Origin of the sequence: Streptomyces sp. NPDC026673 (assembly GCF_040638135.1) — a bacterium.
In the GTDB taxonomy this organism is placed as follows: Bacteria; Actinomycetota; Actinomycetes; order Streptomycetales; family Streptomycetaceae; genus Actinacidiphila.
Map to the genome: position 1 here is coordinate 1 of NZ_JBEZXR010000129.1, position 14,271 is coordinate 14,271.

Genomic DNA, 14,271 nt, shown 5'->3' on the forward strand with positions numbered 1-14,271 from the left:
GCCCTTACCGCAGGCCGTCGTGGGCCCGGCCCGATCCGCACCGCGCCGGGCCCACCACCCGGCGCCCCCTCCCCCACCCATGGCCAGCGCAGCGCCTCCCCACGGCTCCCGCCACCCGAGGACAACCCCCGAACACCGCCGGCCACCACCCCACACCCACCACACACACAGGCCCACACAGGAGAAGTCAGACCAACCAGCCCGCAGGAAAGGCCACTTGACCAGCCGAAACAGCCAATCTCCCGTCAGACCGGTGCACGGCATGGTGCACGCCATGCCGCGCGGGATGCTGCACGGGATCGCGCACGGAATGGTGCACGGGATCCTGCCCCACGGCAGCTGGGCTGCTCGGGCTGGTCACCATCAGGGCCCACAGGATGCTCTCGTCCGAAGCATCTTCAAACCCGCTGTACGCATGGGCGTGCGCGGCACGGTCACCGCACCCTTGGGGAAGGTCGCTGGCGAGGTCTCCACGGCTCCCCTGACTGCCGCGTGGGAGGGCCAAGCCGCGAAGGCTGGAGGAAGTCCCGCTGGAGAACCCCTGCCGCCTGCGAGGGCACCGGCAGGTTCGAGGGAGTCCGGAGGCTGAAGGGATGTCTGCCGCGGAAATATCGGAAAGGGTTCGATGCGGCCCACCGGCTCGTACAAGGAGCTGCGGAAGGGTCTCCTTTGCCGTACGAGGGGGTTTTCCGGGCGGTGTCGGTGCTGCGGGCCAAGGCTGCAGAGTGGCGGCGCATCGGCGACCTGGAGGAGCAGCGAGGGCTGACGGTGTACTCGGTGCGGGCCGATCCGGTGTATCTGCGCTGACAGATGGAGCGTGATGCTGCCGTGGGCGAGACGCGGCGGAGGTTTCGTGCAGCCCGAAAGGATTTGCATCGGGCGCGGGAGGATCGGAAGCAGGGGCTGGTGGTGTCGTTGGGTGGTGAGGCCGACAGGCGGGTGCGGGAGTGGGCGGACCGGTACGGTGTCACGCCCGGGCGTCTCTTGAATGAGTTGGTGGAGCAAACGCAGGTGGATAAGGCGGGTCAATTGGTGGTCGTGGCGTTCACGCCGTCTTTTAAGGAGGGGCAGGCGTGAGTTTTGTGCGGCTGCGTGAGCACCAGGTCGAGGCGAATTCCCGTGTCCGCCAGTGGGTGGGATTCCCTGCACGTTCTGCGGTTCCTGCTGAAGGGGCGCGGGCAACGCTGGTGTCCGCCACCGGGTCCGGGAAGACGATCACCGCGGCTGTGGCTGCGCTGGACCTGTTCCGGGACGGCCGCATCCTGGTCATGGTGCCCACCCTCGACCTGCTCGTGCAGACCGTCGAGGCGTGGCGCCGGGTCGGACATCGCGGGCCCATGGTCGGCGTGTGCTCGCTGGAAGGCGACGACGTCCTGGAGCAGCTCGGTGTGCGGACCACCACGAACCCGATCCAGCTCGCCCTGTGGGCCGGAACCGGGCCAGTGATCGTGTTCGCCACCTACGCGTCGCTGGTGGACCGCGAGGACCCCGAGGACGTCACAGGTGGTGGACGGGTGCGAGGGCCGCTGGAGGCGGCACTGGCCGGCGGGGAGCGCCTGTACGGGCAGCGGCTGGGCCCGTTCGACCTGGCGATCCTCGACGAGGCGCACGGCGTTGCCGGGGACCTGGGTCGGCCGTGGGCCGCGATCCACGACAACACCCGCATCCCCGTCGCCTACCGGCTGTACCTGACGGCGACGCCGCGGATCCTGGCCGCGCCGCGGCCGCCGGTCGGCAAGGACGGGACCGAGCTGGAGATCGCCTCGATGGTCTCCGACCCGGCTGGCCGCTACGGGGAGTGGATCTTCGAGCTGGGGCTGTCGGAGGCGGTGGAGCGGGGCATCCTCGCCGGCTTCGAGATCGACGTCCTGGAGATCCAGGACCCCGACCTCACTCTGGGAGCCTCCGAGGAGGCAATGCGGGGCCGGCGGCTCGCGCTGCTGCAGGCAGCGCTGCTGGAACACGCCGCCGCCCACAACCTCCGCACGGTCATGACGTTCCACCAGCGCGTCGAGGAAGCTGCCGCGTTCGCCGCCAAGCTCCCGGAAACCGCAGCCGAGCTCTATGGGAGCGAGCCGTCCGAACATGCCCTGGCCGAAGCCGGCTCGCTGCCGGCGTCGACGATCGACGCCGACTTCTACGACCTCGCCGCGCACCGGCACGTCCCCCCGGACCGGGTCTGGGCGCAGTGGCTGTGCGGCGACCACCTGGTGGCGGAGCGCCGTGAGGCGATCCGGCAGTTCGCCAACGGCACCGACGCGGACGGCAAGCGGGTCCACCGGGCGTTCCTCGCCTCGGTTCGCGTCCTCGGCGAGGGCGTCGACATCACCGGCGATCGAGGCGTCGAGGCCGTCTGCTTCGCCGACACCCGCGGCTCCCAGGTCGAAATCGTCCAGAACATCGGCAGAGCCCTCCGGCCCAACCCCGACGGCCGCACCAAGGTGGCGCGCGTCATCGTCCCCGTCTTCCTCCAGCCCGGCGAAGACCCCACCGACATGATGGCCTCTGCCTCGTATGCACCCCTGGTCGCCGTCCTGCAGGGCCTGCGCTCGCACTCGGAGCACCTTCTCGAGCAGCTCGCCAACCGCGCTCTGGCGAGCGGGCAGCGGAAAGTACATGTTCGACGCGACGCGGAAGGCCGCATCATCGACGCCGGCAGCGGCCCGGACGGCAGCACGGCAGGCGAGGACCAGGGCGCTGCGGAGGGCCGGACGGGGACGGGGGCCGCGGTCGAGTCGGCGCTGCTGAACTTCGCCACCCCCCGCGACCCCGCCACCATCGCCGCATTCCTCCGCACCCGCGTCTACCGCCCCGAATCCCTCATCTGGCTCGAGGGCTACCAAGCCCTCCGACGCTGGCGTACCGAAAACGGCATCACCGGCCTGTACGCCGTGCCGTATGACACCGAGGTCGACCTGGGCGTGACGCGGTTCCCGCTCGGGCGCTGGGTCAACCAGCAGCGAAGGGCGTTGCGGGCAGGGGAACTGGAGGAACGGCGCAGGAAGCTCCTCGATGAGCCGGAAGCCGGCATGGTGTGGGAACCTGGCGACCAGGCCTGGGAAACCAAGCTGGCGGCGTTCCGCTCCTTCCACCGAGCTCACGGGCATTTGGCTCCCAGGCAGGACGCCGTGTGGGGCGAAGCCCCCGACGACGTAAGCAAGCCGGTGCCCATCGGGCAGCACCTGGCCAACCTCCGCCGCAAAGACGGCCTCGGCAAAGACCCCGAACGTGCCGCCCAGCGGGCGGCGCAGCTCGCCGCCATCGACCCCGACTGGAACTGCGCTTGGCCCCTGGACTGGCAACGCCACTACGCCGTCCTCCGCGACCTCGCCGAGACCGAGCCCGACCATTCGGTAGCCGGCATCGAACCCGGCGTCACCTTCGAAGGCGACGATCTCGGGGCATGGCTGGTGCGGCAGTCGAAGGGCTGGGCGCAGCTCAGCACCGAACAGCAGCAACGGCTCACCGCACTCGGCATCCAACCCGCCCCGGCAGGCGAGAGCGAGTACGCGCCGCCAAAGGGCACAGCGCACGAATCGAGCAAGGCACAGCAGGCCTTCCAGCGCGGCCTTGTAGCCCTCGCGCAATGGATCGAGCGAGAGGGCACGGGGCGCCCCGTACCCCGCGGGCACGGCGAACCGATCGCGGTCGACGGCCAGGAAGAGCCGGTGACCGTGAGGCTCGGCGTATGGATCACCAACACCAAAACCCGCAGAGACAAACTCACCCCCGAACAACGCACCGCCCTCGCCGACCTCGGAATCGAGTGGGCGTAACGGCCCACGTCAGCGGCCCTGCTCGCTCGGGACGGGGAAACCCTGGGCGACAGCCGGGACCACGCCTCATGGATCTCCAACATCATCGAGGAATGATCAGATCAGTCAGTTGCCCCACAGTCGGTACCCGACCGCGGTTGAACACGACCGCAACAAGCAGCACCACTACCGGCAGCAAAGGGACGAGCGCAGCATCGGGCAATCCAAGGACGGCCGCGCCCGCCATAGTCAACACGACCACGACCCCTACCCCGACCACCCGCAATCGCTCCCGCGGCGCGGCCGGAGTCACCTCAGCAAGTTGATCTGCGTCCAGAAGGTCGTCGATACGGCCCTCGGCGTAACGTTCAGCAATTGTCAGCAGCATCACGATGAGGTCCTCAAGGGCGCGGCCCGGCTCGGAATCCTGGCGTGCTTCAGCTCTCCGTAGCGCGCCCACCACCAATGCGGCATGGGCTTTGAACTGCCGTTCGTTGTGTCGTCGGGCTCTAGCGCGGCGGGTACGGTGGGCCCTCCAGATGGCGCGTTCCACTGGTTGCATGGAAACGCGGGGGATCTGGCAGTCCGGCTGGGTTTGCTCCCAGCGACGGAGAACCGTGGCGCACTGGACTGCGACCGTCAGCAGTGGAACGACCGGCCAGCAGCGCCGGTCCTCCATTCGCGGAGTCTTCTTCTCCGGGTACCCGTCGAGGGCCTCCAGATCATACGCCGCAACCGTCAGGCTACTGCCGGAGCCGATCAAGTTCATACGTTTGATGACCCGTACTTCAGCGACCAGAATCAGGGCCCAGACGAGAAGCACCGTTACCTTGCTGAACGCGGAAAAGCCCCAGAGACGCACCGACATCGGCACCGACACGATGCTGCTGAGCAGTGCCTGCACCACCCCAGGGTGCGGCCCAGGATCCGCGCTCAGCCGAAGCTGCCCCCAGTCGGCTAAGTCGTCCACGTGCCCCAAGATGAAGAGCAGCAGGAAGAACCGGACTGTCTTGATTGGCACAGCCAAGGGCCGAGCGCGCCACCACCGCACAACATACTGAGCGGCCAATCCATGGCCGCCAACCCGATCGCATATTCGAGGCGGCAACAGCAGAATCTGCATGAGAAGCGGAGCAGCCCGACGCAACCCCCAAGCGGCGCGCAGTCGCTCGAAGCGCTCCAACAACCCCGACCACCAACGCTGAACCGGTCCAGAAGTGATGAGCAGAACCATGCCGATCGAGATCAACCACAGGGCAATCGCGACGAGAAGACCGATCGTGGACACGTCGACAGTCTCGCGCATCTCACCGACAGCGGGACTCCGAACGCGACGGGCCCAGCACGATCACCGACGCTCGCGACGCACCGTGGTTCCCGCGCTGACTAGCGACGCGCCCCAAGGCACCCGCGGCCGCCAATCCGCACGGAACCTGACCTCGGGTTCCAGGCACTGTGGCAGCGTCATGAGTGAATAGTCCCCGAGGCAAACCAGTCACGAGCCACGGGTAGCGCCTCGTCGGGTAGATCGGTGAGGAAGACGACGGCGAGGCCGCGACGGGCTCTGGAGCAGGAGACGTAGAACAGGTTCCGCGAGCGTTCGAGACGCTTTTCGATGTCCTGTCCGGTGAACATCTTGCCCATGTTGTACATGGTCCACGAGGCGTCGTCGATGATCACGATGACGTTGTCGAACTCGTCGCCCTTGACCCCGTGCTGGGTGTGGAAGGGGGTGCGCTGATCCCGGTACTCGACGAAGCGCGCGACTTCCAAGTAGGGAATCTCACGAAGAGTGTTCGAGAAGTCTGCGAGCTTCTGGTCGTAACCTTCGAGGCCTTCCACATTACGCCGGCGTTCGAGGTCCTTGAGCTGTCGGGGTACGGAGAGAAGGTGACCGCGGGCCATGTGGTCGAGGACGTCGCCGATGGTTCCGGTCTCTCGTACGCCTACGAGTTCTTTGATGTCGGCCGCGATCCGCTGTTTGTGACTGTGGCGTGTGATGGTGGTACGGCCCGCCCCCAGCAGCCCTGTGACTTCTGCATAGTCGAGGGCTTGGTAGGCGTCGCAGAGGGCTTCGACGCGGCTCAGGTACTGGATGTATGGCTCGTCGTTCTCCAGGAGTTTGTCGCGGCCTCGACCCCCGAGGATTTGGTACTGCTGCAGAAGCCCTTCGTAGGCGAGCGTGCCGGCGATGCCCCGGTGGGTAAGCATCAGATAGTTGGTGGTGTCCTCGGACCAGCCCATTCCGTGAAGGTGGTCGCGGGCCGCTTCAAAGCGCGCCTGCCCTGCAGGAAGAGCGGCGTTAAGGAAGAGATGCACTTCTCCTTCCTTGTACTCGCTTACGGACTCTTGCTGCAGTGCCGGGCGGATCTTATTCAGAACGGCGACGACCGGAGGCGAGCAGCGGTAGTTCTCGTGCTTGGTAATGGGGGTCAGCTTGGTATGGGCGACGGCGCCCTGGCCGGAGTTGTAGATCTTCTGCATCGAGTCGCCGAAGAGTCCTACGACGCAGGTACGGCGGCCTGATCCTGCGAGGTGGTCGAGCAGGAGTTTGATTGTTTTGGGTGATGTGTCCTGATATTCGTCGACGAAGATGATCGGGTAGCGGTCGGCGATGAGGCGCGTGAGTTTTGTGTGCTCGATGGCCAGGCGCAGCGCCAGGTCGATGACCTCGTCGTGGGAGATTTCGCCTCGGTGCAGGCGTCGGCGGTCGAGGTACTGGATGGGCAGCGGCGGGACGCTGATCTCGCTGAGGTCTTCGGGTTTGGACAGGGTGCTGTTGTACTCGATGATCTGCTGCCACAGCTCGGGCCCGAAGCCCTTGATAATTTCCCAGAGGAAGTCGTGGATGGTCGCGACGGTCACGGCGGGGTCGTCGTTGATCCGCTCACTGATCTTCCGCTTGGCGACGTTGGTGAAGGTGATGCAGGCGATCCGCTGGCCTTGGCGTGCCAGCTCCGCCCTCTGCTCCGCAAGGACGTGCTGGAGGGCTTCCACCAGTGTCGTCGTCTTGCCCGCACCTGCTCCGGCTTCGACCAGGAAGCTGCGCCTGTCCTTGAGTGCGTCGACCACTTGGTCGATGGTTTTCACGGACGTGTCAGCCATTGCAGGCCTTCGTCGATGTAGCGGGGCACCTGCCAGTCGCTGAGCAGCATCGCGTCGAAGGCGAAGTCCGTCTTGTGGTCACTGAGATTCTTTGCGATGTCGTAGGCACTGGCTTCGATGATGGGCCCGCTCGGGTTCTCGCCGACGGTGCGGACGAAGTGACCCTTCAGCGCGAGGCTGTTGAGGTTGTCGGCGAGAGTCGCAGCGTTGGCGATGATGAAGGCGTCCTCGAAGCTGCGGCCGCAGGGGCCGTCAGGCTGTTCGGGAACCTGGTAGGCAACACGGACGCTGTTGCTGATCTTGTCCTCGGTCGCCGTCTCAAGGAGCGAGGTGATGGTGTCTTTTCCAGGAAGCCATTTTTTCAACGTTGCGTTGGAGGTGAGCGCGTCAGGGTTGTTGGTCGGGCAGCCGGGGCGCTTCGGTTTAGCTGGGTCGACGGAGTCTATGTCCGTGATGATGAGGCACTTGACGTTCAGGAACTCAAGCAGTTTGCGGAAGCGGACCGCGTAGGCGTCGCCCACCTCGATCACCGACACGTACTGGCGCTGCAGCTCCTCGGCACAGCGGGCGATCATCTTGGGCAGCAAGAGCCGCTCGGCGGTTCCCTCGATGAGGATGATCTTGTCGGCGAAGAACATGTCGCAGCGGTGCAGCTCCATGTACTGCTCGAGGAAGCGCAGGGTCTCCCTCCCGTCGCCTGTCTTCTTGACGTCGGCCTGGAAGGTAGATAGGTCCTTGATGGTGATGCCGGGACCCGTGGCGTCGAAGTAGCGGATCTTCGCGAAGCCACTCCGGGCGACCATGTGGGAGGAGTGGGTGGTGATGACCACCTGGACGTTCCGGGTGGTCTTGCTCTTGATGTAGTCCTCGATGTTCTTGATGAACGTCTCTTGCATCTGCGGATGCAGGTGAGCTTCGGGCTCCTCGATGAACAGGATCTGCAGTGCGGGCTGCGGGCTGGCCTGGTCGCAGCTCTCGAGGAAGCCGCGTATCTGCAGGATGGTGAAGATGAGCTTGCTGTACCCGAGGCCGTTGTGCCCTTCGGGCAGCGGGTACTGGTCGTCGCCCGACGGGTACTGGATGCGTGTACTCCCCCGCAGGACGGCGGAGCCCTCGATTAGCGAGACGATCCGGGGTGCGTGCAGTGGGGTGACCAGGCCCAGGCCGAATCTGTTCAGGTCGTCGAGAAACGGCTCGAAGATCTCGTCGTAGTTGGCATCCAGCTCCCTCGACGCGGAAGCAAGGGCTTCTTCGATCTGGTCGACGTTCCTTCCACGCCTGTCGTCCGTGCTTGAGGCCCGGTAGTAGGCCTCGAACGTCTTCGACAGGGTGCGCGTCTTGTCCGCAGGTGTGTCGTCGAACTTGTTCTGAGCGTAGATGAACCGCACGGCAAGGATAGCCCTGGCGGCGCTCGGCTTGAGCTCGCGTGTGACCGAGTCGTCGACGGGGCTGACCGCACGGTAGGTCGTGGTGAAGTAGTCGGCGAACTTTCTGCGGAGCCACTTGTAGCTGTCGAAGCGTTCACCAGCGCGCTTGCTGGACTCACAGAAGTCCGCGAGGAGCTTCGCGGGATCTGTGGCAGCGAGGGTGGCGACGATGCGCACCGTATGGCAGTTCTCGTCGAGGTCCAGAATGACTGCGCTAATGGGCGCGAGGTCATCGTCCTCGTCGTAGTCGATCGTAAGTGCGAGGCGGATGGCAGGCACTGATTCAATGGCCTTGCTCCGAAGGACCTCGCTCGCTCCCTCGTCGCCGGCAGTTGCCTGCTGCTCGGCCTCGGCGAAGAGCTCGCGAGCGTGCACCAGGTCGGCGATGCGACTCGTCGTGAGGTCCTCGAGCACGAACTTCACGTCGTCGCTGGAACTGAAGAATTTTTCAAACAGATTGACGAATGAGGTCTTCGCGCTGTTGTTCCTGCCCACGATCAACGTCGTGGACGGGTCGACATGGATGTCTGCCTGCTGCAAGGCGCGGAAGTTGCTCACTTCAGCATGAACGACGTGCATCGTGCTCCTGGGATCAGCCTGCCAAGTCTGCGCCAGTACCGGCGGCTCACAGCTGCCGCGAGAGTGACGCTAAGCAGTATGTGACACAAATGGTGATGCAGAGTCGCTTTCGTCCAAAGTGACAGCCCGCGCGCTTGCTGTGCGACGGAGCGATCCAGATCGACGCGATCGGGATACTACGGACATGGCTTCCGCCGCGCAGAAAGCGCCACGAGCAAGTCGCCCGCGCGGCGCGCCGGACACCACGCCGGCCGATCGGTAGCCGAACGTAACGAGAGTGCCAGGAATCCCGGGCTGAGCAACTACACCCCGTTACTTCCGGCCCGTGGTCGTGCCTGCGGCCCGGGACGGGATCATGCCCGCTGGGTCAGAGTCCGGGCAGCGCCCGCCGAAGCCGGAACGGCGCCGATGCCCGCAACGTGAGACCCCACGGCCCTTACAGAGCGCCATGAGACCGAATCGACGCCGCTCACTCGACGCTCACGCCCTGACGGCCTGGCTGCTGTGCCTGGCCATGCTCCTCATGGTCGTCCCGGGCGCACCGCCGCGGTGACCGCCTACGGCACCCGCCTCGAGCACCACCTGCACCAACCCAAGGCTGAGGAATGATGGCGCTCACCATTCCACCGGCCGCGGTCGCACGGCACGGCCACTCACGAGTCGGAGACCGAAGGGCGAGCCGTCCTACCGGGAGAACTTCATCAAGAAGTGCCCGGGAAAGGTGTAGAACGATCCGGAACGTATCCTGGACTGGATCGCTCACTTCACCCTGTCCGACCTGCACATGCGGCTCGCCGCTCGGTGGCTGACCCAGCTGTAACTTGCAGTTGGACTTCCGGCTGGAGAGCACGATATGCGGGGAGGGGGTCAGTCACCGGTACGCGTGCCGCGGCCTCCAGAGCAGGTCCATGCGCCACACAAGCTCGACGCCCCGTCCTGCTCATTTGAGGGGACTGCCGAACCGCGCGCGCCGACAGGCTCCGCGCAGTCTGGCGCAAGGTGCCCCAACAACGGCACGATGCAGCAGGGCATCGTGGCCGGCTCGCCGGCCGCGCTGGGCGGGAGGGGGGCAGTCTGATGCTGGTACAGGTGCGGGTGGGCGGGGATGAGCCGGAGCCGGAACTGCGGGGCCTGCACGGTTGGCTGACGCAGGAGCCTGCGGTGCGGAGCACGGCGTCGGTGTCGCTGGTCGAGCGGCCGGCGAGGCCGGGTGAGATGGGCGGGTGGCTGGACGCGGTCCAGCTGGTGACGGACAACGGGTGGAGCGCCGCGTCCTTCGTGCTGTCGGTGGTCACCTGGCGGCAGACGCGGCCCCCGCGTGTCGTCATCCGCCGCGGCGACCTCGAGATCAGCGTGACCGACGGTTCGGATGACGAGGTCAGGCGCATCGTTGCGCTGCTGGAAGACCGTGGCGAGGCCGGGGGCGAAGCGTAGTGACCGGCATGCCGGACCCGAAGGGGTCGCGGGCGGTCCTGGTCGGGGTCAGCCTCTACACGGCGCTGGAGTCCCTACCGGGTGTGGCGAACAATCTCCCGGCGCTGGCGGCCGCCTTGAGCAGCGGCTCGTCCTGGGCGCTGCCCGCGGGGCATTGCACGGTGGTGGCCGAGCCCTCCACCGCGATGGAGATGCTCGACCCGATCGCGGAGGCCGCCGATGCTGCGCGGGACACGCTGCTGGTGTATTTCTGCGGGCACGGCCTGACCGACAGCCGCGGCGAGTTGCTCTTCGGGCTGCCCGGCGCGCGCCCTGGCTGGAGCCACACCGGTGTGGCGTACCAGGCGTTGCGGGATGTCATCACCACGGGCAGGGCCCGCCGGTACGTGATCATCCTGGACTGCTGCCTGAGCGGACGCGCCCTGGGCCTGATGAGCAGCCCGGCGAATCTGCTGGCGGACCAGGCCGTCATCGAGGGCAGCTACCTGCTGGCGGCCGCCCCGGAGAACGGTGCTGCCCTGGCCCCGCCCGGCGAGAGGTACACCGCTTTCACCGGGGAACTGCTGCACGTCCTTGAGCACGGCATCGACGGTGAGCCCGCGGAATTGGACCTGGAGACCGTCTACCGGCACCTGCGCACCACCTTGCGGGCCAAGGGCCGGCCCGTGCCGCAAAAACGCGACCGCAACACCGCCGGTCGGCTCCTGCTCGCCCGCAACCGGTCCCCCCGCCCCGGCCCCGGGGCCCACGGCAGGGGAGACGATGCGCGCTGGCCGGACCCGGAGACCTTCCTCACCCCGAGGATGTTCCTGGACGGCCTCATCCAGGCCCGCAGCACGAGCCAAGCAACCTTCGTGGAGCTCAGTGCCCGGTCCCAGCCCCACCTGGGGCCCGGCGCATTCAGCCGTCAGGTCAACCTCACCGAACTGCCGAAGATTTGGAAGACCACCGGCATCTTCCTCGCCGCCTGCGGCCTGACCCCACAGCAGTGCGCGGCATGGAAGGCCTCCTGGGCCCGGCTAAGAGCCGAAGCCGCCGCGCACCCCGAGCCAGAGCCCTCCCCGCCGGTGGCACCCACCCAGGACCGGCGGCCACGCCGCAGGTGGCGCCGCCCGGCCTGACCGCCCAGCTCCGAACGATGAGTACACGACGCCGGCCTCCCCGCCTGGCCCCTGCAGTCAGGCCGGGTTGCCCGGTCGCGGCAACGTCACCGGCCCTGCTTGGCGGAATGCGACGGAGTGGGCTGATACGCCGGCGCACCTGTACCGGAGGAGTCCGTGGAGAACAGACCCAGCCACGCGCCCAGCACCAGCAGAGCCACCACGACCCCGGTCATCCCCGAGCTCTTCACCGCCCGAGACCCGGACGACCCCCGCTTCACCCAATGACCCGCCCGGTAGTACTCACCAGGACGACCCGACATCCCACACCCCCGATCACCACACGCGAACGGACCACCCGCCGCCGGTCACTCAGTGTCGCATCCCTAACCTGAACTATCCCTGCCATATCGCGACTTGGCTAAGTATGCCCGTTACATCGCGCGACAGATCCGGTACTCCCCCGCCAGCCGTGCAGGTCACAGCCTGTAAAGACCCCAGGTCATGTGACACCCCTCACCAGTAGCCCGCCCGGTCGGACAGAACCCAGCGCATGAAACCAGCCGCAAATCAGACCACCCTCACACGCAACAGCGGATCGCACTCGTTTCCCCTCTGCTGCCGGCCACCGGCGGCTTGACTGGCCTGATGACCGACACCACCGAGCTTCCCCGCCCGCCGGCCATGCCCGGGCGAGACGACAGTCAGAACACGCCTCCACGATCCTGCGGCAGGCCTGCAGCGCGGCGTGGCGTGTTCCGCGTCGCACCGCTGGCCGAGGAGACGACGTGGTCGCTGATCGGCAGGCTTGCCGCTCGCTACGGACTGAACGCCTCAGGGGTGATGGGGTGTTGACAGTGGGGCAACCACCGTCAGCACAGGGAACGGACATCCAGCCCAGCCCAGCCCAGGACGGGCGGGACGACCGTGTCGGCGACGCTGTCGCGTCGTGGGTTCACCCCTACATGGCCCGAACACGATCGGCGTGCAGGTGCGAACTCTCGACCAAGCGCTGGAAGCGCATGCCGGGAAACCGTCCGCAGCGAGCTCAGGCACCTCGGCACAGACGCGGGCTGCTCAGTCGTAGGAGGGCCGCGCAAGGTGATTGCCGTCGGCGTCCTTCCCGCCACTGGACCAGTAGCTGCAGTCACCTGAGCGGTACACCTCGTGCAGGTGCGGGGCTACGTGGGACTTCACCAGACGGCCGTGCGCAGGGCCGCCCCACAGGCGGTACGTGTAGACGATCGGGAACCGGCTATCGGGATCACTGCTGTTCATGCGGCGCACCGTAGGAGACCGGGCTGGCTTGTGTCGCTCCCTGCCCTTCGCGGCCTGCAGCATGCGGTTACTGCCGTCTGTCGGCCAAGACGTCCGCCCGTATCCGCAGCCGGTGCAGCAAGTGCGATGGCTTGGGCGGCCAGATCCGGCGGTCGCAAGGCATCAGCGCGGTGAGAGACCTCCCCACTTCACGGACAAGGCGCAGTCCACGACCGCCCGCGGGACACTCCAGCGTCTTCCTGACTGACGCCGACGTGCCTGGACCTGGCGCACAGCATCGGTCGCCGAGACCGGCACTGCCAGGAGACCCCGCTCGGATGCGGTTCACACGGGAATTTCGCCTTCGACGATGGCCGTCACCTCGTCGCTCAGGAACTCGATCCACTCCTCGTTCCTGCCGCCGAGGAGGGGGTGGTGCACCAGCGGTACGCCACGGGGGCACAGGTTTCGCAGATCGGTCGCTGTGACGTCGTCTCCGTACTGGAGCCAGTCGTTGACGGTTGCCCATCGTTGCTGGTCGAAGACCGATTCACCGGCGGACTCGTCGTCCCACCGATCGCTGGGGGTCAGAGCCCAGGCCAGAGGCCGGAAGTAGACCTCGGAGAAGACGTCGTAGTACTGCCTGTATTTCAGCACTCGGTGGCCGTTGAACATACTGGCCAGACGTGTCCCTCTGGAGCGGTGCAGGCCCAGGCGCAGCGTGGCTCCGTCGGGCATGGTGATGTGATCGCGTCGCTCGCGAAGGTCGTCAGCGAGGCCGGGGAACATCACGCGCAGGTGGGGGGTGGTGGCGAACATGCCGATGAGGATCGATCGTGCGACGCGGCCTGGAGCCAGACGAATTGGCGGGGCTGGCTCCCCAGGAAGGTGGAGGCGCTGACGCGCCCGCGTGTAGGTCTCCAGCGCCATGGTGAAATCTGCGTAAGCCGCGTCGTAGTTGGCGCCGGCGAAACTGTTGCAGTCGCGGCAGAGACCTCTCAACCACATGCCGCCGGCGTATGCTCGGCCATTGCTGCGTGACCGATCGTGGATGCGAACGGTGGCACTGGTCACCTTGCCCCGGTTGCCTGCAGCCTGAGGCGGAACATGCGCTCTCGTCATCTCGCGCACCTGGCCGCACAGCCCGCAGGGTCGCAAACCCGCACTCCGCAGGTCAACGCCCAGGGTTCCAGGAGGCCGATTATCTGGCATCCGAGGAGCGTAACGGATATTCAAATCCTGCGTCTGCCCCTTTTCTTTCGCTAAAAGCGCTGGCCGCTCGGGTGCTGAAATCGGTGGGCCTACCGGCCCCGACTGTACGGGACCCCGCCATCCGCCCTGGTCTATCCGCGCCCATCCCAGCCCGGGGTGGCGCTGCCCCCTTTGGCGTCCGTCTCCACCCGCTCCACACTGCGGTGCCAGCTCGTGGGCCAGTCCCTGTGCCCGCGTATCTGGAGCACTGGCCGATGAGGATCCGCAAGTCGACTAGCGGACCTCTCATCCTCAACGCAGTGGCGGCCCATCCCCGCGGGGATGGGCCGGCGCCGAACCTTCTGGCCGCCGCCCGGTCCTGGCTGTCCGACCTGGCCCGCTCCGGCTGGCAGGGCCTCGACC

At 66.7% G+C, this 14,271-nt stretch carries 9 protein-coding genes; 4 read left to right on the top strand and 5 right to left on the bottom strand.

Going from position 1 to position 14,271, the window contains the following annotated elements; genetic code table 11:
• The first annotated feature begins 669 nt into the window (after positions 1–669).
• Positions 670–807: a hypothetical protein gene (locus AB0F62_RS41035; protein WP_361811441.1), complete on the top strand. Its 138-nt coding sequence runs from the start codon at positions 670–672 to the stop codon at positions 805–807.
• Between the two features lie 266 nt (positions 808–1,073).
• A complete protein-coding gene (locus AB0F62_RS41040) occupies positions 1,074–3,776 on the top strand; it encodes a Helicase associated domain protein (RefSeq protein ID WP_361811444.1) in 2,703 nt (900 codons plus the stop codon).
• Positions 3,777–3,858: 82 nt separating this feature from the next.
• On the opposite strand, the gene AB0F62_RS41045 is transcribed toward AB0F62_RS41040, so the two are convergent.
• The 3 genes from AB0F62_RS41045 to AB0F62_RS41055 all read right to left on the bottom strand — a co-directional run bounded on the left by AB0F62_RS41045 (position 3,859) and on the right by AB0F62_RS41055 (position 8,866).
• Positions 3,859–5,043, bottom strand: a complete 1,185-nt coding sequence (locus AB0F62_RS41045; protein ID WP_361811447.1) for a hypothetical protein — start codon at positions 5,041–5,043, stop codon at positions 3,859–3,861.
• Between the two features lie 176 nt (positions 5,044–5,219).
• Positions 5,220–6,860, bottom strand: a complete 1,641-nt coding sequence (locus AB0F62_RS41050; RefSeq protein ID WP_361811450.1) for an ATP-dependent helicase — start codon at positions 6,858–6,860, stop codon at positions 5,220–5,222.
• Positions 6,842–8,866 carry an AAA family ATPase gene (locus tag AB0F62_RS41055; protein ID WP_361811452.1) on the bottom strand — a complete coding sequence of 675 codons (2,025 nt, stop codon included), beginning with the start codon at positions 8,864–8,866 and terminating at the stop codon, positions 6,842–6,844. Before AB0F62_RS41055 ends, AB0F62_RS41050 begins: the two co-directional genes overlap by 19 nt.
• Before the next feature lie 1,077 nt (positions 8,867–9,943).
• Here AB0F62_RS41055 and AB0F62_RS41060 point away from each other — a divergent pair.
• Together AB0F62_RS41060 and AB0F62_RS41065 are read left to right on the top strand one after the other, a co-directional pair.
• Positions 9,944–10,300 (top strand): hypothetical protein, encoded by a 357-nt coding sequence (locus tag AB0F62_RS41060; RefSeq protein ID WP_361811455.1) that lies wholly within the window; start codon positions 9,944–9,946, stop codon positions 10,298–10,300.
• Positions 10,301–10,308: 8 nt separating this feature from the next.
• A complete protein-coding gene (locus tag AB0F62_RS41065; protein WP_361811458.1) occupies positions 10,309–11,421 on the top strand; it encodes a caspase family protein in 1,113 nt (370 codons plus the stop codon).
• Between the two features lie 1,056 nt (positions 11,422–12,477).
• On the opposite strand, the gene AB0F62_RS41070 is transcribed toward AB0F62_RS41065, so the two are convergent.
• Positions 12,478–12,678: a hypothetical protein gene (locus tag AB0F62_RS41070; RefSeq protein ID WP_361811461.1), complete on the bottom strand. Its 201-nt coding sequence runs from the start codon at positions 12,676–12,678 to the stop codon at positions 12,478–12,480.
• Positions 12,679–13,002: 324 nt separating this feature from the next.
• The gene (locus tag AB0F62_RS41075) at positions 13,003–13,731 is read right to left on the bottom strand and encodes a hypothetical protein (protein WP_361811464.1); all 729 of its coding nucleotides are present in this window, start codon (positions 13,729–13,731) and stop codon (positions 13,003–13,005) included.
• Positions 13,732–14,271: the final 540 nt, after the last annotated feature.